This is a genomic window from Bacillus sp. VA15 (assembly GCF_055721145.1).
In genome coordinates, this window is record NZ_JBVQPQ010000001.1 from 647,793 (window position 1) to 666,371 (window position 18,579).

24 protein-coding genes and 1 pseudogene are annotated in these 18,579 nt (G+C 44.5%); 22 read left to right on the forward strand and 3 right to left on the reverse strand.

The annotated features are described in order from the left end of the window. Window positions 1-4 precede the first annotated feature (4 nt). The 20 genes from AC0DBE_RS03495 (at window position 5) to lysA (ending at window position 15,853) form a co-directional block, all read left to right on the forward strand. Window positions 5-1,324: a malic enzyme-like NAD(P)-binding protein gene (locus AC0DBE_RS03495; RefSeq protein WP_014114274.1), complete on the forward strand. Its 1,320-nt coding sequence runs from the start codon at window positions 5-7 to the stop codon at window positions 1,322-1,324. A 101-nt stretch (window positions 1,325-1,425) separates the two neighbouring features. Beyond that, the gene (locus tag AC0DBE_RS03500; protein WP_061187606.1) at window positions 1,426-1,641 is read left to right on the forward strand and encodes a hypothetical protein; all 216 of its coding nucleotides are present in this window, start codon (window positions 1,426-1,428) and stop codon (window positions 1,639-1,641) included. 101 nt (window positions 1,642-1,742) lie between these two features. Next, the gene (gene spoIIM / locus AC0DBE_RS03505) at window positions 1,743-2,387 is read left to right on the forward strand and encodes a stage II sporulation protein M (RefSeq protein ID WP_014114272.1); all 645 of its coding nucleotides are present in this window, start codon (window positions 1,743-1,745) and stop codon (window positions 2,385-2,387) included. 112 nt (window positions 2,388-2,499) lie between these two features. Then, the gene (gene fur / locus AC0DBE_RS03510; protein WP_003223972.1) at window positions 2,500-2,949 is read left to right on the forward strand and encodes a ferric iron uptake transcriptional regulator; all 450 of its coding nucleotides are present in this window, start codon (window positions 2,500-2,502) and stop codon (window positions 2,947-2,949) included. A gap of 124 nt (window positions 2,950-3,073) precedes the next feature. Further along, window positions 3,074-3,301: a YqzK family protein gene (locus AC0DBE_RS03515; protein ID WP_003223970.1), complete on the forward strand. Its 228-nt coding sequence runs from the start codon at window positions 3,074-3,076 to the stop codon at window positions 3,299-3,301. A 7-nt stretch (window positions 3,302-3,308) separates the two neighbouring features. Continuing rightward, window positions 3,309-4,199 (forward strand): site-specific tyrosine recombinase XerD, encoded by an 891-nt coding sequence (gene xerD / locus AC0DBE_RS03520; RefSeq protein ID WP_003236743.1) that lies wholly within the window; start codon window positions 3,309-3,311, stop codon window positions 4,197-4,199. Between the two features lie 162 nt (window positions 4,200-4,361). Continuing rightward, window positions 4,362-5,546 carry a phosphopentomutase gene (gene deoB / locus AC0DBE_RS03525; protein ID WP_061187609.1) on the forward strand — a complete coding sequence of 395 codons (1,185 nt, stop codon included), beginning with the start codon at window positions 4,362-4,364 and terminating at the stop codon, window positions 5,544-5,546. 12 nt (window positions 5,547-5,558) lie between these two features. Next, on the forward strand, window positions 5,559-6,374 hold the full coding sequence (locus AC0DBE_RS03530; RefSeq protein ID WP_014114270.1) for a purine nucleoside phosphorylase I, inosine and guanosine-specific: 816 nt from the start codon (window positions 5,559-5,561) through the stop codon (window positions 6,372-6,374). Between the two features lie 159 nt (window positions 6,375-6,533). After that, window positions 6,534-7,703, forward strand: a complete 1,170-nt coding sequence (gene dacF / locus AC0DBE_RS03535) for a D-alanyl-D-alanine carboxypeptidase DacF (RefSeq protein ID WP_041520991.1) — start codon at window positions 6,534-6,536, stop codon at window positions 7,701-7,703. Window positions 7,704-7,798: 95 nt separating this feature from the next. Then, entirely contained in the window at window positions 7,799-8,152 is a 354-nt protein-coding gene (gene spoIIAA / locus AC0DBE_RS03540) for an anti-sigma F factor antagonist (protein ID WP_003223957.1), read from the forward strand. Beyond that, window positions 8,149-8,589, forward strand: coding sequence for an anti-sigma F factor (spoIIAB, locus tag AC0DBE_RS03545; RefSeq protein ID WP_003223955.1), 441 nt, complete (start codon window positions 8,149-8,151; stop codon window positions 8,587-8,589). The genes spoIIAA and spoIIAB overlap by 4 nt, the downstream gene beginning before the upstream one ends. Before the next feature lie 11 nt (window positions 8,590-8,600). Further along, entirely contained in the window at window positions 8,601-9,368 is a 768-nt protein-coding gene (gene sigF, locus AC0DBE_RS03550; RefSeq protein ID WP_014114268.1) for an RNA polymerase sporulation sigma factor SigF, read from the forward strand. Between the two features lie 126 nt (window positions 9,369-9,494). Then, window positions 9,495-10,115 carry a stage V sporulation protein SpoVAA gene (spoVAA, locus tag AC0DBE_RS03555; RefSeq protein WP_003223950.1) on the forward strand — a complete coding sequence of 207 codons (621 nt, stop codon included), beginning with the start codon at window positions 9,495-9,497 and terminating at the stop codon, window positions 10,113-10,115. Next, window positions 10,105-10,530 carry a stage V sporulation protein SpoVAB gene (spoVAB, locus tag AC0DBE_RS03560; RefSeq protein ID WP_072566502.1) on the forward strand — a complete coding sequence of 142 codons (426 nt, stop codon included), beginning with the start codon at window positions 10,105-10,107 and terminating at the stop codon, window positions 10,528-10,530. Before spoVAA ends, spoVAB begins: the two co-directional genes overlap by 11 nt. A 12-nt stretch (window positions 10,531-10,542) precedes the next feature. Beyond that, window positions 10,543-10,995 carry a stage V sporulation protein AC gene (gene spoVAC / locus AC0DBE_RS03565; protein WP_014114265.1) on the forward strand — a complete coding sequence of 151 codons (453 nt, stop codon included), beginning with the start codon at window positions 10,543-10,545 and terminating at the stop codon, window positions 10,993-10,995. 12 nt (window positions 10,996-11,007) lie between these two features. After that, window positions 11,008-12,024, forward strand: a complete 1,017-nt coding sequence (spoVAD, locus tag AC0DBE_RS03570; protein ID WP_014114264.1) for a stage V sporulation protein AD — start codon at window positions 11,008-11,010, stop codon at window positions 12,022-12,024. A 1-nt stretch (window position 12,025) separates the two neighbouring features. Then, entirely contained in the window at window positions 12,026-12,376 is a 351-nt protein-coding gene (spoVAE, locus tag AC0DBE_RS03575) for a stage V sporulation protein AE (protein WP_003236718.1), read from the forward strand. A gap of 7 nt (window positions 12,377-12,383) precedes the next feature. Then, a complete protein-coding gene (spoVAEA, locus tag AC0DBE_RS03580; RefSeq protein WP_041520990.1) occupies window positions 12,384-13,001 on the forward strand; it encodes a stage V sporulation protein SpoVABEA in 618 nt (205 codons plus the stop codon). Beyond that, on the forward strand, window positions 12,946-14,427 hold the full coding sequence (locus AC0DBE_RS03585) for a spore germination protein (protein ID WP_041520989.1): 1,482 nt from the start codon (window positions 12,946-12,948) through the stop codon (window positions 14,425-14,427). Before spoVAEA ends, AC0DBE_RS03585 begins: the two co-directional genes overlap by 56 nt. 106 nt (window positions 14,428-14,533) lie before the next feature. Beyond that, window positions 14,534-15,853 carry a diaminopimelate decarboxylase gene (gene lysA, locus AC0DBE_RS03590; protein WP_072183508.1) on the forward strand — a complete coding sequence of 440 codons (1,320 nt, stop codon included), beginning with the start codon at window positions 14,534-14,536 and terminating at the stop codon, window positions 15,851-15,853. A 28-nt stretch (window positions 15,854-15,881) separates the two neighbouring features. Here lysA and AC0DBE_RS03595 read toward each other — a convergent pair whose 3' ends face one another. Continuing rightward, entirely contained in the window at window positions 15,882-16,754 is an 873-nt protein-coding gene (locus AC0DBE_RS03595) for a DUF1002 domain-containing protein (RefSeq protein ID WP_014114262.1), read from the reverse strand. Window positions 16,755-17,010: 256 nt separating this feature from the next. On the opposite strand from AC0DBE_RS03595, the gene AC0DBE_RS03600 reads away from it, so the two are divergent. Further along, the gene (locus AC0DBE_RS03600; protein ID WP_003223931.1) at window positions 17,011-17,442 is read left to right on the forward strand and encodes a peptidylprolyl isomerase; all 432 of its coding nucleotides are present in this window, start codon (window positions 17,011-17,013) and stop codon (window positions 17,440-17,442) included. A gap of 153 nt (window positions 17,443-17,595) precedes the next feature. Here the strand turns inward: AC0DBE_RS03600 and AC0DBE_RS03605 are convergent, their stop codons facing one another. Beyond that, entirely contained in the window at window positions 17,596-17,808 is a 213-nt protein-coding gene (locus AC0DBE_RS03605; RefSeq protein WP_014114261.1) for a spore germination protein, read from the reverse strand. Between the two features lie 302 nt (window positions 17,809-18,110). On the opposite strand from AC0DBE_RS03605, the gene AC0DBE_RS03610 reads away from it, so the two are divergent. After that, complete coding sequence (locus tag AC0DBE_RS03610; protein WP_003223929.1) at window positions 18,111-18,317, forward strand: zinc ribbon domain-containing protein; 207 nt, start codon at window positions 18,111-18,113, stop codon at window positions 18,315-18,317. On the opposite strand, the pseudogene AC0DBE_RS03615 reads toward AC0DBE_RS03610, so the two are convergent. Beyond that, window positions 18,260-18,497 (reverse strand): annotated as a pseudogene (locus AC0DBE_RS03615) (hypothetical protein). The gene AC0DBE_RS03610 and the pseudogene AC0DBE_RS03615 overlap by 58 nt on opposite strands. Window positions 18,498-18,579 lie beyond the last annotated feature (82 nt).

Consider the following 18,579-nt stretch of genomic DNA (forward strand, 5'->3'; position numbering starts at 1 on the left):
CTGAATGATAGCGAAACACATGATTCGGACACTGATGATCGAAACGCCTTCGGTTCCCGGAAATCTTGGAAGGGTAGCTACGGCAATCGGCCTTCTGGGCGGGGATATTGGTGAAGTGGAGACGGTAAAAGTCGGACCCAATTACACAATGCGGAATATTACCGTTCAAGTGGAGAATGAAGAACAGCTTCAGGAAGTGATCGCGGCTGTACAGGCCTTGGGAGAAGGGATCAGGCTTCACACCGTATCTGATGAAGTCCTGTCCGCACATGAAGGCGGAAAAATCCAAATGAAAAGCAAAATGCCGATCCGCTCACTGGCAGAGCTCGGACGTGTCTATACACCAGGTGTAGCAGACGTGTGCAGGCTGATCGAAAAAGAACCTGAAAAAGCGTCTATTTATACAACGATCAGCAATTCTGTGGCGATTGTAACGGATGGAACGGCAATTCTCGGTCTTGGGAATATTGGCTCTGTGGCAGGCATGCCTGTCATGGAAGGAAAGGCTGCTCTGTTTGATCAGCTGGCGGGTATTAGCGGTATTCCGATATTGCTGGATACGAGTGATCCTGAAGAAATCATCAAAACGGTAAAGCATATTTCTCCGGGTTTTAACGGCATCCTGCTTGAAGATATCGGCTCGCCGCATTGCTTCGAAATCGAGGACCGCCTAAAAGAGGAGCTGAACATCCCTGTTATGCATGATGATCAGCACGGTACAGCTGTTGTCACGCTGGCAGCTGCCATCTCGGCATGCAGGAGTGCGGGTGTTGACCTGAAAGAAGCGAAAGTGGGACAAATCGGCCTGGGCGCAGCAGGCGTTGCCATCTGTCGGATGTTTATGGCCTACGGTGTGAAAGCTGTGTACGGAACAGACAAATCGGAGGCAGCAATGAACCGTCTCGAACAATACGGCGGACAGGCAGTTGCCAGCATTGAGAAGCTCATGGAAACGTGTGACATTGTCATTGCCACAACGGGCGTTCCAGGGTTAATTAAACCAGCATTTGTGCGTTCTGGCCAGGTGATTTTGGCTTTATCGAATCCGAAGCCGGAAATTGAGCCGGAGGCCGCGCTGCAGGCTGGCGCCGCATATGCCGCTGACGGGCGTTCTGTTAATAATGTACTCGGTTTCCCGGGGATTTTCAGAGGAGCGCTCAACGCAAAAAGCAAGGAGATTAATCATGATATGCTTGTCGCAGCAGCAGAGGCCATCGCAGCCTGCACAAAACAAGGCGATGTAGTCCCTCAGCCGCTTGATTCAAAAGTCCATCATGAGGTAGCGGCTGCGGTTGAGCACGCCGCTCTTACAGCAGTAAAATAAATGTAGGAAAACAGCACCTGGCATAAACAGGTGCTGTTTTTTCTCATCATATGATGATCTTTGCTATAATTGTTGTGAAAATAAATAAGGGAGTGATCAGAATGGCAAAAAGCCGAGCGAAAAAGAAGCGGGAGCATCTGCTTAGAAATGGCGGACGTGACGTCATATTATCAAGAGGCAGTACACCATCGTTCAGCACACATGAAAGATTGGCAAAAAGCAAAAAAGAGATTTTGAATAAACGGAAGCATAAGAATCCTTATGATCATACGGCAGTTGATGATAAGGATTTTTTTGTGCTCCAAAAAGCCGCCTAGCATTCTTCTCTATCGTTTCTTTTTTGAAAAAGGGCATGTTTTTCCGTTTCTTTCATACAATCTATTAAATCAAATCACTAGAGCGGGCGGGAGGAAACGGTATGCGAAAAATCTCTTATAAGGACATGTTTCTCCGACATGTCAAAGATCATCTCTCTCTTTATATATTTGTCTCAGTCCTGTTTTTCATGGGTGTCATCTTTGGCGCGATTATTGTCAACAGCATGACCATCAGCCAGAAAGAAGATTTATACTACTATTTAAGCCAATTTTTCGGACAGCTTTCGGATGGAAAACAGGCAAGTTCATCTGATATGTTTGGGCAAAGTATCTTTCATAATGCAAAGTATTTAGGGTTGATGTGGATATTGGGAATTTCCGTTATTGGGATGCCGATTATTTTTATCATGATCTTTCTAAAAGGCATCGTCGTCGGCTTTACTGTCGGGTTCCTTGTCAATCAGATGGGAGTCAGCGGTTTTTTCTTATCCTTTGTCTCCGTTTTGCCCCAAAATGTGCTGCTGATTCCGGCTTATCTCATTATGGGTACGTGTGCGATTGCGTTTTCTTTAAAGTTAATCAGGCAGCTGTTCGTGAAACGAAGCCTTCATGACGCGCCGATTCAGTGGTTCGGGCGGTATGCCTTTGTGCTTCTGGTCATTCTGTTTTTAGCGCTGATCTCATCACTCTTTGAAGCATATTTATCTCCAGTTTTAATGGAAAAGCTTACATCGAGACTTTTTTAAAATGATTATTAAAAGAAAATCGTTTTATTTATCAGTTTATAATAATTATAGTTGGAACTCTGCGCGTATTTTGTTATAATGAGTCATGGAATGCGGCGTAGGAGGGAAAGACATGGAAAACCGTATTGATCGAATTAAGAAACAACTGCACTCATCCAGCTACAAACTTACGCCTCAGCGTGAAGCGACAGTAAGAGTGCTGCTTGAAAACGAAGAAGACCATTTAAGCGCAGAAGATGTATACCTCCTCGTAAAAGAGAAATCTCCTGAGATCGGTCTCGCAACAGTATACCGTACGCTTGAATTATTAACTGAATTAAAAGTCGTTGATAAAATTAACTTTGGAGACGGCGTGTCCCGTTACGACCTTCGGAAAGAGGGCGCAGCTCACTTTCATCACCACTTGGTGTGCATGGAGTGCGGAGCCGTTGATGAAATTGAAGAAGATTTGCTTGAAGACGTGGAAGAAATCATTGAACGTGATTGGAAATTTAAGATTAAAGATCATAGATTGACGTTTCACGGCATATGCCACCGCTGTAACGGAAAAGAAACTGAATAAACGGTGCCGAGCGCGAACCTTTTCTCATGGGGAAAGGGTTTTTTGCTGTTTCTATGTATAAAACCTTTCTGATTTGGCATATGGTTTAAATAACTGGAACCATAGGGAAAGGATCGATTAGGACATGGGAAGATTCCTAAAAACAGCTCTCGATGCATTGAAAGTTTTCATCCTGTTTACCGGTTTTACCGCTCTGTTCTATTATGCTATGATATGGGTGAATCAAGAGTATGAAAACTATCATCGGTACGATAAACCGGAAGGCTCCGCTGTAAAAGTTGTTGAAATGGATCAGGATGAAAAAGGCGGATGGTTCGACCGGTTGATCTTTTTTTACCAAAACGGGGAGTAGATCAAGAGTGAAAGATCAAATAAAGGATTTCATCCACTACGTCATGGTAGAGAGAGGGCTTTCCCAAAACACGGTGGTATCCTATGAACGTGACTTGAAAAGCTATTCTCTCTATTTAACAGAAACCCTTCATGTTACAGATTGGAATCACGTAACCCGCATACATATTATCCAATATTTAAAGCACTTGAAGGACTCGGGGAAATCCGGCAAGACATCGGCGCGGCATTTGGCATCGATTCGCTCTTTTCACCAATTTCTGCTCAGGGAAAAGGTGACGGACAAGGATCCTTCCGTTCATATCGAAACACAAAAGACCGAACGGGCGCTTCCGAAGGTGCTCGCGCTCAATGAGGTCGAGCGATTATTGGACACGCCTAAGCTGACAAGCCCTTTCGGCTATCGGGATAAAGCGATGCTAGAGCTGCTTTATGCGACAGGCATACGAGTCAGTGAGATGATTGAATTGAAAACGGCAGATGTTCATTTATCCATGGGTTTTGTCCGCTGCTTCGGGAAAGGAAGAAAAGAACGGATTGTGCCAATCGGAGAAGCCGCCGCTTCCGCTATTGAGGAATATATGACAAAAGCCAGGGGAAAACTGTTAAAGAACAATGTGTCTGACGCTCTCTTTTTAAATCATCACGGCAAACAGATCAGCCGCCAGGGATTTTGGAAAAACCTGAAGAAAATCGCGCTGGAAGCTGGGATCAAAAAAGAGCTGACCCCGCATACCCTCAGGCATTCCTTTGCGACCCATCTGCTTGAGAACGGTGCTGATCTTAGAGCGGTGCAGGAAATGCTCGGCCATGCGGATATATCCACGACGCAAATTTATACGCATGTGACGAAAACAAGGCTGAAGGATGTGTACAAGCAATTTCATCCGCGCGCCTAGCCGCAGGTGGCTGCGGCTTTTTTGTTTAGGGCGACAGAAAATATTGAAGTTTCTCATTATTTCCGAATGCATTGTCAACGGGAATGAAAACGGTTTATACTTGAGTTGTCTGACCTCTTAGCGATACAATAGACGTATAGAAAAAAAGGAGGCTTTCAGGAGATGCCTGCATACAAATATAATCGTGTGTTTTTAATTGTGATGGACTCAGTCGGAATCGGCGAAGCGCCGGATGCCGCTGACTTTAATGACGAAGGCGCCAATACGCTCGGGCATATTGCCGAGCATATGAATGGATTACATATGCCGAATATGGCAAAACTCGGCCTTGGTCTCATCGGAGATATCAAAGGTGTAGAAAAAACAGAACATCCGCTTGCGTATTTTGGAAAAATGCAAGAAGCGTCTAACGGTAAAGATACCATGACTGGCCATTGGGAGATCATGGGCTTGTATATTGATAAACCGTTTAAAGTGTTCCCGGAAGGCTTTCCTGATGAACTGCTTCAGGAGCTGGAAAAGAGATCTGGACGCAAAATTATCGGAAATAAGCCGGCTTCCGGCACAGCGATTTTGGATGAACTTGGCCAGGAGCACATGGAGACAGGGGCTTTAATTGTATACACATCTGCTGACTCTGTTCTGCAAATTGCCGCTCACGAAGAGGTTGTGCCGCTTGAAGAGCTGTACCGCATTTGTGAAACGGCGAGAGAGCTGACGCTTGATCCGAAGTATATGGTAGGCCGCATTATCGCACGGCCGTTCGTCGGAGAGCCGGGACAATTTAAACGGACACCAAACCGTCATGACTATGCGCTTAAGCCATTTGACCGCACTGTCATGAATGAATTGAAAGACAGCGGCTTAGATGTGATCTCAATCGGAAAAATCTCTGATATTTATGACGGAGAAGGCATTACATCTTCACGGAGAACAGTTTCCAATATGGACGGAATGGACAAGGTGATCGATACGCTGGGAGAAGACTTTACTGGTCTGAGCTTTGCGAACCTTGTTGATTTTGACGCTTTATTCGGACATCGCCGTGACCCAGAGGGCTACGGACGTGCGCTTGAAGAATTTGATGCACGTCTTCCGGAAGTGTTTGAGAAAATGAAAGAAGACGATCTGTTAATCATTACAGCTGACCACGGCAATGATCCGATTCATCATGGGACAGACCATACACGCGAGTACGTGCCGATTCTTGCTTACAGCAAAAAACATAAGAAAGCGCAAATGCTGCCGCTTGCAGATACATTTGCTGATATCGGCGCAACGATCGCTGATAATTTCCAAACGAATAAACCGAAATACGGGAAAAGCTTTTTATCTTTATTACAATAGGGGGACTGTTTCTTGAAAGACAGAATCGAACGCGCAGCCGCTTTTATTAAGAAAAACCTGCCGGAATCTCCGAAGATCGGCCTTATTTTAGGCTCAGGTCTTGGTATTTTGGCGGATGAAATCGAAAATCCGGTCAAGCTGAAATATGAAGATATACCTGAATTCCCGGTATCCACTGTTGAGGGACATGCTGGCCAGCTTGTGCTTGGCACCCTTGAAGGAGTTTCCGTCATAGCTATGCAGGGCCGTTTTCATTTTTATGAAGGCTATTCGATGGAGAAAGTCACTTTCCCTGTACGCGTGATGAAAGCGCTCGGCGTGGAAGCATTGATCGTGACAAATGCCGCTGGCGGTGTCAATACTGAATTCCGTGCGGGAGACTTAATGATCATTACTGACCATATCAACTTTATGGGAACAAACCCGCTGATCGGGCCAAATGAAGCCGATTTCGGCGCCAGATTTCCAGATATGTCTTCAGCCTATGACAAAGACCTTTCTAGCTTGGCTGAAAAAATTGCGAAAGACCTTAACATTCCAATTCAAAAAGGCGTTTATACCGCTGTGACAGGACCATCTTACGAAACACCGGCAGAAGTCCGTTTCTTAAGAACAATGGGTTCTGACGCAGTCGGCATGTCTACTGTTCCGGAAGTCATTGTGGCGAATCATGCAGGAATGCGTGTCCTTGGCATTTCCTGCATCTCTAACGCGGCAGCCGGAATTCTGGATCAGCCTTTAAGTCACGATGAAGTAATGGAAGTGACGGAAAAAGTAAAAGCAGGATTCTTGCAGCTTGTAAAAGCAGTCGTCGCTCAGTACGAATAAAAATGGAGTGATAGCAAGATCAAAAGACAGCTGTGTCTGATATGACGCAGCTGTCTTTTTTTATGCCCAAAAAAGATACGAAACATTTTCCATCAGTGGCGTATAAAACCATCCGGCTTGGAAAAAATAAAAAGGATTATGAAATGGAGGGCTTTTGAGATGAAACGTCTTTTATCCACTTTGTTGATTGGTATAATGCTACTTACATTTGCACCGTCTGCATTTGCAAAACAAGACGGAAAAGGCACATCGGAGCTTGCTCATGAAGCGAAGTCTGCGGTGCTGATAGAACGTGACACGGGAAAAGTGCTTTACAACAAGAACAGTAATGAGAGACTGGCGCCTGCAAGCATGACGAAAATTATGACGATGCTTTTAATTATGGAAGCTTTAGATGAAGGCAAAATCAAAATGAGTGATAAGGTCCGTACGAGCGAGCACGCGGCTTCAATGGGCGGCTCGCAGATTTTCCTTGAACCCGGTGAGGAAATGACTGTCAAAGAAATGCTGAAAGGCATCGCAATCGCATCGGGAAATGACGCTTCCGTTGCGATGGCTGAATTCATTTCCGGCTCTGAAGAAGAATTTGTGAAGAAAATGAACAAAAAAGCAAAAGAGCTGGGCTTGAAAAATACATCCTTCAAAAACCCGACCGGACTGACCGAGGAGGGACACTACAGCTCTGCGTATGACATGGCAATCATGGCTAAGGAATTATTGAAATACGAATCAATAACGAAGTTTACCGGCACGTATGAAGACTATTTGCGCGAAAATACAGATAAAAAGTTTTGGCTTGTCAATACGAATCGGCTTATCAAATTTTATCCTGGCGTAGACGGTGTAAAAACAGGCTATACAGGAGAGGCCAAATATTGTCTGACAGCTTCAGCTAAAAAAGGAAACATGCGGGCCATTGCGGTTGTGTTCGGAGCGAGCACACCTAAAGATAGAAACGCGCAAGTGACAAAGATGCTTGATTTCGCTTTTAGTCAATATGAAACACATCCTTTATATAAACGAAATGAAATAGTAGCAAAAGTAAAGGTCAAAAAAGGCAAACAAAAATTTATCGAACTCACTACTTCTGAGCCGATTTCAATATTGACGAAAAAAGGCGAGGATATGAAAAATGTGAAAAAAGAAATCAAATTGAATGACAATGTAAGTGCTCCTGTTCAAAAAGGCCAAGAGCTTGGGACACTCGTTCTGAAAAAGGATGGAGAAGTGCTCGCTGAAAGTCCTGTTGCTGCTAAAGAAGATATGAAGAAAGCCGGGTTCATAACATTCTTGAAGCGGACGATGGGAGACTGGACAAAATTTAAATAATTATGCCGAATGATCACTAGTTTTGTCACGGTGAAGGAATTCATTCCGTCGAAATCGAAACACTCATTATCCGATCATATCAAGGAGGAATGAGCATGAGCCTTGGAATTGACATGCATGTCAAAGAATCTGTGCTTTGTATTCGATTAACAGGCGAACTCGATCACCACACGGCTGAAACCCTGAAACAAAAAGTGACTCAATCATTGGAGAAGGATGATATTCGCCATATCGTGCTGAACCTGGAGGACCTTTCCTTTATGGACAGCTCGGGGCTTGGCGTCATTTTAGGAAGATACAAGCAAATTAAGCAAATTGGCGGGGAAATGGTCGTTTGCGCTATCTCGCCTGCGGTGAAGCGGCTGTTTGATATGTCGGGTCTGTTTAAAATTATCCGTTTTGAACAATCTGAGCAGCAGGCGCTGCTGACGCTGGGGGTGGCATCATGAAAAACGAAATGCATCTTGAATTTTCTGCCCTCAGCCAGAATGAATCGTTCGCCCGTGTCACAGTTGCTTCGTTTATTGCCCAGCTTGACCCGACAATGGACGAACTGACCGAAATCAAAACAGTCGTGTCAGAGGCTGTGACGAATGCTATTATCCATGGATATGAAGAGAACTGTGACGGAAAAGTTTACATTTCAGTGACGCTGGAAGATCATGTCGTATATATGACCATTCGTGATGAAGGCAGGGGCATTACAGATCTTGAAGAAGCCCGCCAGCCTTTATTCACGACTAAGCCTGAGCTTGAGCGTTCTGGAATGGGCTTTACTATTATGGAAAATTTCATGGATGATGTCAGTATCGATTCATCACCTGAGATGGGCACAACGATTCGCTTAACAAAGCACTTATCAAAAAGCAAAGCGCTTTGTAATTAAGGAGATTTGTTATGGATGTGGAGGTTAAGAAAAACGGCAAAAACGCTCAGCTGAAGGATCATGAAGTAAAGGAATTAATCAAACAAAGCCAAGATGGCGACCAGCAGGCAAGAGACCTCCTCATAGAAAAAAACATGCGTCTTGTTTGGTCTGTCGTACAGCGGTTTTTAAACAGAGGATACGAGCCTGACGATCTCTTTCAGATCGGCTGCATCGGGCTGTTAAAATCTGTGGACAAATTTGATTTAACCTATGATGTGCGTTTTTCAACGTATGCAGTGCCAATGATTATCGGTGAAATCCAGCGTTTTATTCGTGATGACGGAACCGTAAAGGTGTCAAGGTCATTAAAAGAGCTCGGAAACAAAATCCGGCGCGCGAAGGATGAGCTTTCAAAAACACTAGGCAGAGTGCCGACGGTGCAGGAGATCGCCGACCATTTGGAAATTGAAGCAGAAGATGTCGTACTCGCCCAAGAGGCGGTAAGGGCTCCGTCTTCGATTCACGAAACCGTTTATGAGAATGACGGAGATCCGATTACCCTGCTTGATCAAATCGCTGACAACTCAGAAGAAAAATGGTTTGAGAAGATTGCGCTGAAAGAAGCGATCAGCGATTTGGAGGAAAGGGAAAAACTAATCGTCTATCTCAGATATTATAAAGACCAGACGCAGTCCGAGGTGGCTGAGCGGCTTGGGATCTCTCAAGTTCAGGTTTCCAGGCTTGAAAAGAAAATATTAAAACAGATCAAGGTTCAAATGGATCATACGGATAGCTAGTCTGCAATGCAGGCTAGCTTTTTTGTGTGCAAAAGCATGGTAATTTATGGTCTTTTCGAGCAGATGAATGAGAACAAAATCGAACCACATACTACATATATAACCACCGAAAGATGGTGATCAATGATGGAACGACGTATATTTATCCGACTTCGCCACAGGGTGCTGGCCCATCCGGGAGATATCATCACGGTTGGAGATGCCGCGCAAATTGAAGGACAGCTTCAGCTGAAAAAAAAACTGTCGGCTATGCCGCTTTATCAGGTGAGCGAAAAAGATAAAAATATTGTAATTCTGGATATCATACAAGTCCTCAAAGCCATTCATTTACAAGATCCGACACTTGATGTTCAAACGGTAGGAGGAGCAGAAACCATTGTTGAAATTCAGTATCGGAAACGGCAGTTATCAACGGTTCTGTTTATCGGTGTCTGGCTGCTTCTGTTTATCGGATCGTGTCTTGCCATTATGAACTTTCATGAGGATGTAAGCATGAGAGATGTTCATATCGCACTATATGAAATCATAACCGGAGAGAGAAATGACTATCCATATTTGCTTCAAATCCCATACAGCATCGGTTTGGGACTGGGGATGATTGTGTTTTTTAACCACATATTTAAAAAGCGCCTTAATGAAGAGCCCAGCCCGTTGGAGGTTGAGATGTTTAACTACCAGCTTGATCTCGACCAATATGTGGCCATGCATGAGAATCAAGAAACAATAAAGGACTTGCATGATCGTTAGTATATTGTTCATTATTTTTGTCGGGCTCGGCGGAGGCATCACGGTAGGGGCTGGCTTCGTTGCTTTTTTAACCGTAATGGGAATCATTCCGCGGCTGATGCAGCTCACCAAAACGATGAGATTTGTTCAAGCTTATGAAGCGGCTGTTATTCTTGGCGCGGTATGCGGGGGATGGGAGACGCTTCATATGAACCATCTTTTTTTAACAAAATGGATTGCCGTGCCGGTCGGGCTGCTGGCAGGTTTGTTTGTCGGGATGCTTGCAGCTGCCCTTACAGAGGTTTTAAATGTCTTGCCGATTTTAGCAAAACGAATCGGACTCAGAAGTAAAATCATTATTCTCTTAATGGCCATCGTGATTGGGAAAATCGCGGGATCTTTATTTCACTGGCTGTATTTTATTGATCATTCATAAGGAGGTTTCAAGATGACAAACATAAAAGAAAACTACAAATCAAAAGTGAAAACATATCAGCCTAAGCCGCCTTACGTCTGGAACTGTGTAAAAGCCTTTCTGGTAGGCGGTCTGATCTGTGCGATCGGGCAAGGTCTGCAGAATTTTTATATCCATTTTTTTGATTTTAATGAAAAAACAGCGGGAAATCCAACGGCGGCAACACTGATATTAATTTCAGCCCTGCTGACCGGGTTCGGTATCTATGACAGAATCGGACAGTTTGCAGGCGCCGGTTCAGCTGTACCGGTCACAGGTTTCGCCAACAGCATGGCAAGCGCGGCTCTTGAATATAAAAGCGAAGGGTTTGTGCTCGGAGTAGCGACAAATATGTTTAAACTGGCGGGAAATGTCATCGTTTTTGGTGTTGTGGCTGCTTACATCGTCGGAATGATTCGGTTTGCTTTTGAGAAACTGATGTCATAGGAGGAGAAGAAAATGAAATTAACAGGAAAGCAAACCTGGGTATTTGAACATCCCTTATTTGTCAACTCGGCGGGAACGGCAGCCGGACCAAAGGAAAAAGACGGGCCGCTCGGCTCTTTATATGATAAAACCTATGACGAGATGCACTGTAATCAAAAAAGCTGGGAAATGGCTGAACGCCAGTTAATGGAAGATGCTATTACTTCAGCGCTTCAAAAAAATAATCTGACAAAAGATGATATTGATCTATTGCTGGCAGGCGACTTGCTGAATCAAAACGTGACGGCCAACTATGTGGCAAGACACTTGAACATTCCGTTTCTTTGTATGTTTGGCGCCTGTTCAACATCAATGGAAACAGTGGCTGTCGCATCAGCCCTAGTTGACGGCGGGTTTGCGAAGAGGGCGCTCGCTGCCACCAGCAGTCATAATGCCACAGCGGAAAGACAGTTTCGTTATCCCACAGAATACGGAGGCCAAAAACCGGACACTGCCACCTCTACTGTCACCGGAAGCGGAGCAGTTGTCATCAGCCAGACACCGGGTGATATCCAAATCACAAGCGCGACTGTCGGAAAGGTTTCTGACTTAGGAATTACAGATCCGTTTGATATGGGATCGGCCATGGCTCCGGCTGCAGCTGATACGATTAAGCAGCACTTTAAAGACCTCAACCGGACAGCGGATGACTATGATCTGATCCTGACAGGTGACCTATCCGGCGTCGGATCTCCCATCGTAAAAGACATCTTAAAAGAAGATGGCTATCCGGTCGGCACAAAGCATGATGATTGCGGGCTTCTGGTTTATACGCCGGATCAGCAGGTCTTTGCCGGAGGGAGCGGCTGCGCATGTTCAGCGGTCGTTACTTACTCTCACATTTTTAAGCAGCTGAGAGAAGGAAAATTAAACCGTGTATTTGTCGTGGCGACCGGGGCGCTGTTAAGCCCGACAATGGTCCAGCAAAAAGAAACCATCCCTACCATCGCCCACGGGGTTGTATTTGAGCGTGCAGGAGGTGCATCTTAACATGGACTACCTTTTGGCTTTTGTATGCGGCGGGGCCATTTGTATTGTTGGCCAGCTGCTGTTAGACGTATTTAAATTGACGCCAGCCCACGTCATGACGTCCTTTGTCGTTATAGGGGCGATTTTAGATGGTTTCGGGATTTACGATAAATTTATTGAATTTGCCGGAGGGGGCGCCACTGTTCCGATCGTCAGCTTTGGCCACAGTCTTCTGCATGGTGCCATGCATCAGGCGCATATACACGGATTTATCGGGATCGGCATGGGGATTTTTGAGCTGACATCTGCCGGTATCTCAGCCGCCATTCTCTTCGCCTTTCTCGTAGCTGTTATTTTCAAACCGAAAGGATAATGTCAACATGACGACAAAGCGAAAGGTCATACTGGTAACAGACGGGGACGTGTATGCCGCTAAAACAATTGAATACGCCGCAAGCCAAGTGGGAGGCCGATGTATTTCACAATCAAAAGGCAACCCTTCCATCCGCAGCGGCGCGGAGCTTGTCAAGCTGATCACCTCTGCACCGTATGATCCTGTCTTTGTCATGTTTGACGACTCAGGCCTTCAAGGAGAGGGTCCGGGAGAAGCCGCTCTTACCTATGTCGCCACCCATCCGTCAATTGAAGTGCTCGGTGTGATTGCGGTCGCGTCAAAAACACATCAGGCTGAATGGACCAGAGTTGATGTAAGCATTGACCGCAATGGAGAAATAACAGAATACGGCGTGGATAAAGTCGGAGAAAGGGAATTTGATGAACACAGAATGAGCGGAGATACTGTCTATTGCCTTGATAAACTTGATCTCCCGCTTATTGTCGGCATCGGGGATATCGGCAAAATGGGCAGAAAAGACGATATCTCAAAAGGGTCGCCAATCACCATGAAAGCGGTCGAGTTTATTTTAGAAAGGAGCGGGTATCATGCCGGACCAAAAGGAAGAGAAAATCCGGGTTTATCGAGATCCAGCCAAAAATGAAGCGTATTTTAAAAATCGGGTCGGAATGGGAATTAGCTATGATGTGGGGGTTCGCAAGCTTAATATCTTAGACAAGGAAATACAGCTTTACTATCTGAATGGATTATCCGACACCGCTTATATCATTCATTTAATGAGAGAACTTGTTTTCATTAACAATCGGGATGAGGATCCAGATAATCTGGTTGATATTGTCGAAAACAGGCTTCTTAATGCCCAGGTTGAAAAAGTAAAAACGCTGGATGAAACAACTGACCAAGTGCTGTCCGGATTAGTTGCAGTCATTGTTGAAGGCGCAGGCTTCGCATTTATTATTGATGTCAGAAGCTATCCGGGCAGAAATCCGGAAGAGCCTGATACAGAAAAGGTGGTCAGGGGAGCCAGAGACGGATTTGTTGAGAACATCGTTGTCAATACGGCGCTTCTCAGACGGCGGATCAGAGACGAACGTCTTCGCATCAAGATGACAAAGGTTGGCGAGCGATCAAAAACGGACCTGAGTATTTGTTATATAGAAGATATTGCAGATCCGGATCTGGTTGACATCGTGGAAAAAGAAATTGCTGCCATTGATGTTGACGGATTAACAATGGCAGACAAAACAGTAGAGGAATTTATCATTAAACAAAGCTACAACCCGTACCCGCTCGTCCGCTATACAGAAAGGCCGGATGTGGCGGCTAATCATGTACTTGAAGGGCATGTCATCATTATGGTTGATACATCACCGAGTGTGATTATCACCCCGACGACTTTGTTCCACCATGTTCAGCATGCTGAAGAATACAGGCAGGCGCCTGCAGTCGGCACTTTTTTAAGATGGGTAAGATTTTTCGGTATCATTGCATCCACTATATTTCTTCCGATTTGGTTTCTCTTTGTCCTGCAGCCGGACCTGCTTCCTGAGAATATGGAATTTATTGGTTTGAATAAGAATACGCATATTCCGATCATCCTGCAGATATTCTTAGCTGATTTAGGGGTCGAGTTTCTCAGAATGGCTGCCATTCATACCCCGACAGCTTTATCCACGGCGATGGGTATCATTGCCGCTGTGCTGATCGGACAAATTGCCATTGAGGTCGGCCTGTTTTCGCCAGAGGTTATTCTTTACGTTTCACTTGCAGCAATTGGAACCTTTGCCACGCCTAGTTATGAATTAAGTTTGGCAAACAAAATGGGCCGTCTCACTCTCATGATACTCGTTGCTATATTTCATGTAAAAGGGCTCGTTATCGGATTTACAGTGTTAATTATTGCCATGGCCAGCATCAAATCTCTCCAGACACCGTACTTGTGGCCGCTGATTCCCTTTAACGGCAAGGCGCTGTGGCAGGTGCTGATCCGTACAGCGAAACCTGGTGCAAAAGTAAGACCAAGTATCGTTCACCCAAGAAATCGCTTAAGACAGCCTACCAATTCATAATCGCATTGAAACTGCCTGAAGAGTATGATAATGTATGTCTTAATTATGAAGGGACAGTCCATAAAACTGTCCTTTTCACCCATAAGCGGAGAAAGAGGGAATGACATTGTTCTTACATGGCACAAGCAGACAAAATCAACATGGGCATTTAGAAATCGGAGGTGTGGACGCTCTCTATTTAGCAGAAAAATATGGCACACCTCTTTACGTATATGATGTGGCTTTAATACGTGAGCGTGCTAAAAGCTTTAAGCAGGCATTTATTACTGCAGGGCTGAAAGCACAGGTGGCATATGCGAGCAAAGCGTTCTCATCAGTTGCAATGATTCAGCTCGCTGAGGAAGAGGGACTTTCTTTAGATGTTGTGTCCGGGGGAGAGCTTTATACAGCTGTTGCCGCAGGCTTTCCGGCAGAACGCATTCACTTTCATGGGAATAACAAGAGCAGGGAAGAACTGCGGATGGCACTTGAGCATCGCATCGGCTGCATTGTGGTGGATAATTTCTATGAAATTTCGCTTTTGGAAGACCTATGTGAAGAAACGGGACATTCCATCGATGTTCTTCTTCGGATCACACCCGGAGTAGAAGCGCATACGCATGACTACATTACAACTGGTCAGGAAGATTCAAAGTTCGGTTTCGACCTTCATAACGGACAAACTGAACGGGCGATTGAGCAAGTATTGCAATCAGAACACATTCAGCTGCTCGGTGTCCATTGCCATATCGGTTCGCAAATTTTTGATACGGCCGGTTTTGTGTTAGCCGCGGAAAAAATCTTCAAAAAACTGGACGAGTGGAGAGAATCATATTCGTTTGTATCCAAGGTATTGAATCTTGGAGGAGGTTTTGGCATCCGTTATACGGAAGACGATGAACCGCTCCACGCAACTGAATACGTTGAAAAAATTATCGAAGCTGTGAAAGAAAATGCTGCCCGTTACGGTTTTAACATTCCGGAAATTTGGATCGAACCGGGACGCTCTCTCGTGGGAGACGCGGGCACAACCCTTTATACGGTTGGTTCTCAAAAAGAAGTGCCGGGCGTCCGCCAGTATGTAGCTGTAGACGGAGGCATGAACGACAATATTCGTCCTGCACTTTATCAGGCTAAGTATGAAGCTGCGACAGCCAACCGTATCGGAGAAGCGCATGACAAAACGGTTTCGATTGCCGGAAAGTGCTGTGAAAGCGGCGATATGCTGATTTGGGATATTGACCTGCCGGAAGTAAAAGAAGGCGATCTTCTTGCTGTTTTTTGTACAGGCGCTTACGGATACAGCATGGCCAACAATTACAATCGAATTCCGAGACCTGCCGTTGTATTTGTAGAAAATGGCGAGGATCACTTAGTCGTGAAGCGAGAAACATACGAGGATATTGTGAAACTTGACCTGCCCTTTAAAACGAGTGTAAAGCAATAAAAAAGCGCCGATTTCTCGGCGCTTTTTCTTATTTGAATATAGAAACAATCGCATTCCAGATAGATACGAAGAAATCAATGACTTTCTGGATGAAGTTTTTGCCCTCATCTGATTCTATGAATTTCGTAATCTTATCTTTCGCTTTATCAAGCTGGTCACCGACCTGTCCCCAGTCGATGTCAACATTTTTCATTTTATTGAATAGGGAGACAAGCTGATCTTTTTGGCTGTCTGTAAGTGTGACGTTTAAATCAGAAGCTGCATCGTCCACTTGTTTTTCAATGTCAGCTTTATTGTCAGGCACACCGTTTTTAGCAAACTCTTCTTTGATTTTTGCAATCAGCGCAGCTGCATTTTCGTTACCGATTTTGTCTCCAAGCTCTGATGTCGTAACAAGCTCTTGGTTGGCTACTTGCTTAACATCTTCCGAGATCGCTTCATCAGAAGAAACTTCATACGCCTTAATCAATCCAGTTAAAGCCGCAGTCCCGGATACTTCAAACGGTGCTGTAACATACACCTTCGCATCTTTAACACCGGCAGTCATCAGCGCATTCAGGTACATTTCATCTGTAATGCCGCTGATATTATGTGTTTCAACATTCAGTCCAGAGCCTTTTTTGGCAATGGTTATCGATGATGAAGAAATCGCTCTTGATCCGATTTGAGCGCTCGATATATATTTTCCTAAATATTCATGTTCTTCCTTATTGGTCACAGTTACCGTTGTGGCATTATCAGGGACATTCATTTCATCAAGCACTTTTTGTTTATCAGATTCTGATAAATCAGCACCTAGTGTTACAATGACATCTCCAACTGCGGCATCCGCGAGACTGACTTTCGGAATCGTCAGCAGCAAAACGGCCGCCGCCAGCATTCCAATCCATATTTTTTTCAAAGCAGTTTGACCTCCTTCAATTTCACAAGCAGCTGGATAGAGCTGCTTTGCGAGGACCTGAATCATGATGAAAATACAGTTCCGTTAGGTTAGACGGAGATAAAGAGATCCAGGTTTCATTTTTATTTTTTGTAAAGCCGGGAGATTCGTTTTCCCCCGAAAGGTGTGGTATAATAGCCGCGACAAGGAGAGACAGGCTATAACCTATCATACATAATCTCCTTTGAAAATTAAAATAAAGAAAGTAGGCATACAATTGAAAACAGGTTACTTTTTATTAGAAGACGGCAACAAAATTGAATTTGAACTTTATCCTGAAGCTGCACCGGGTACTGTCGCAAACTTTGAAAAGCTTGCGAACGAAGGCTTTTATGACGGGCTTACATTCCACCGAGTGATTCCAGGCTTCGTGAGCCAAGGCGGCTGCCCTCACGGAACTGGCACAGGCGGTCCGGGATACACAATCAAATGTGAAACAGAAGGAAACCCGCATACACATGAAGCGGGCGCACTTTCTATGGCACACGCTGGAAAAGACACTGGCGGCAGCCAATTTTTCATCGTCCATGAGCCGCAGCCTCATTTGAACGGTGTTCACACTGTATTCGGTAAAGTAACAAGCGGATTAGAATTCGCGAAAAACATGTCTAATGGCGACGTCATGAAAGAAGTTCGTGTAGAAGGCTAATAGGCAGGCAGAAGGCTTTCCCATCTCGGGGAAGCTTTTTTATTTGCAAAAAATGATCCAATAGAAAACCGCCTGAGTGCTAGAGGCGGTGAACAAAAAGACATTTATCCGGTTAAAGAGGAGAGTTTTGTCTCACTTAAAAGCAGACAGGAATTACAATATTTTAGTCACATTCTGATCGGAAAATTGACTGTTAATCATTTTGGATTGGCTTACAAAATTGTTTTCAATGACAATTCCCGTATTCGAGCCGCCGGAACCAAACACAGATTTGGACACAGTTAATGGACTGATCGTAAAAGCACCGCCTACGTTTACTACACTGTTCCCGGAAACGTTGTTTATATTAATAGGATAATCAATCATTTACGGAGTCTCCTTTCAAATTCACTATTTTTTATATGTATTATTGCTAGAGTCAATAAGCGTAAACTTATTGGTAAAAATACTTATCTTTTATATGATGTCGCGAAAAGGGGTAGATTCTTCAATCATTGCATCTTTTTTAGCCAGTCACGTCAAGTCAAGCAGGCAGAATTGGCTTTTATTTCTGTGGACTTCATATATAAAATTAAGAAAACTTTAAAGTTACATGGTTCATTGAAAATGGGATTTTGTAGTAAAATGAATCAAAACAAACGTGATGTTATGAAAAGGAGCTTGGCGTTATGAACAACAAAGGCTGTATAAAATGCGGAAGTACTGAAGCGGGACAAAAAGAAATAGCCACAACCGGTACGGGATTATCGAAGTTGTTTGATGTGCAGCACAACCGTTTTCTTGTGGTGTACTGCAAGAATTGCGGATATTCAGAGTTTTATAATAAAGAATCTTCAACCGCCGGCAATATATTGGATTTGTTTTTTGGAGGCTGATCCATGTTTTCGGGCTTCAATGATTTTAAACATATCATGAAAGCAAAGCGGGATGCCGGTTATGTCACCTGTGAAATAGGCTGCCGCAAACATTCCAGTAACCTTCATGACGTGAATCATTTTGTCAAGCGCCATGGGTATCATGAGCTGGGCGATCAATGGAATGCGGTAGATGAACAGACTGCCCGTAACCTCATGACTTATATACGATCTAAAGATTTAGCATACGAGTGCTCTCTTTCTTCCGAGCCCATCGCTTCTG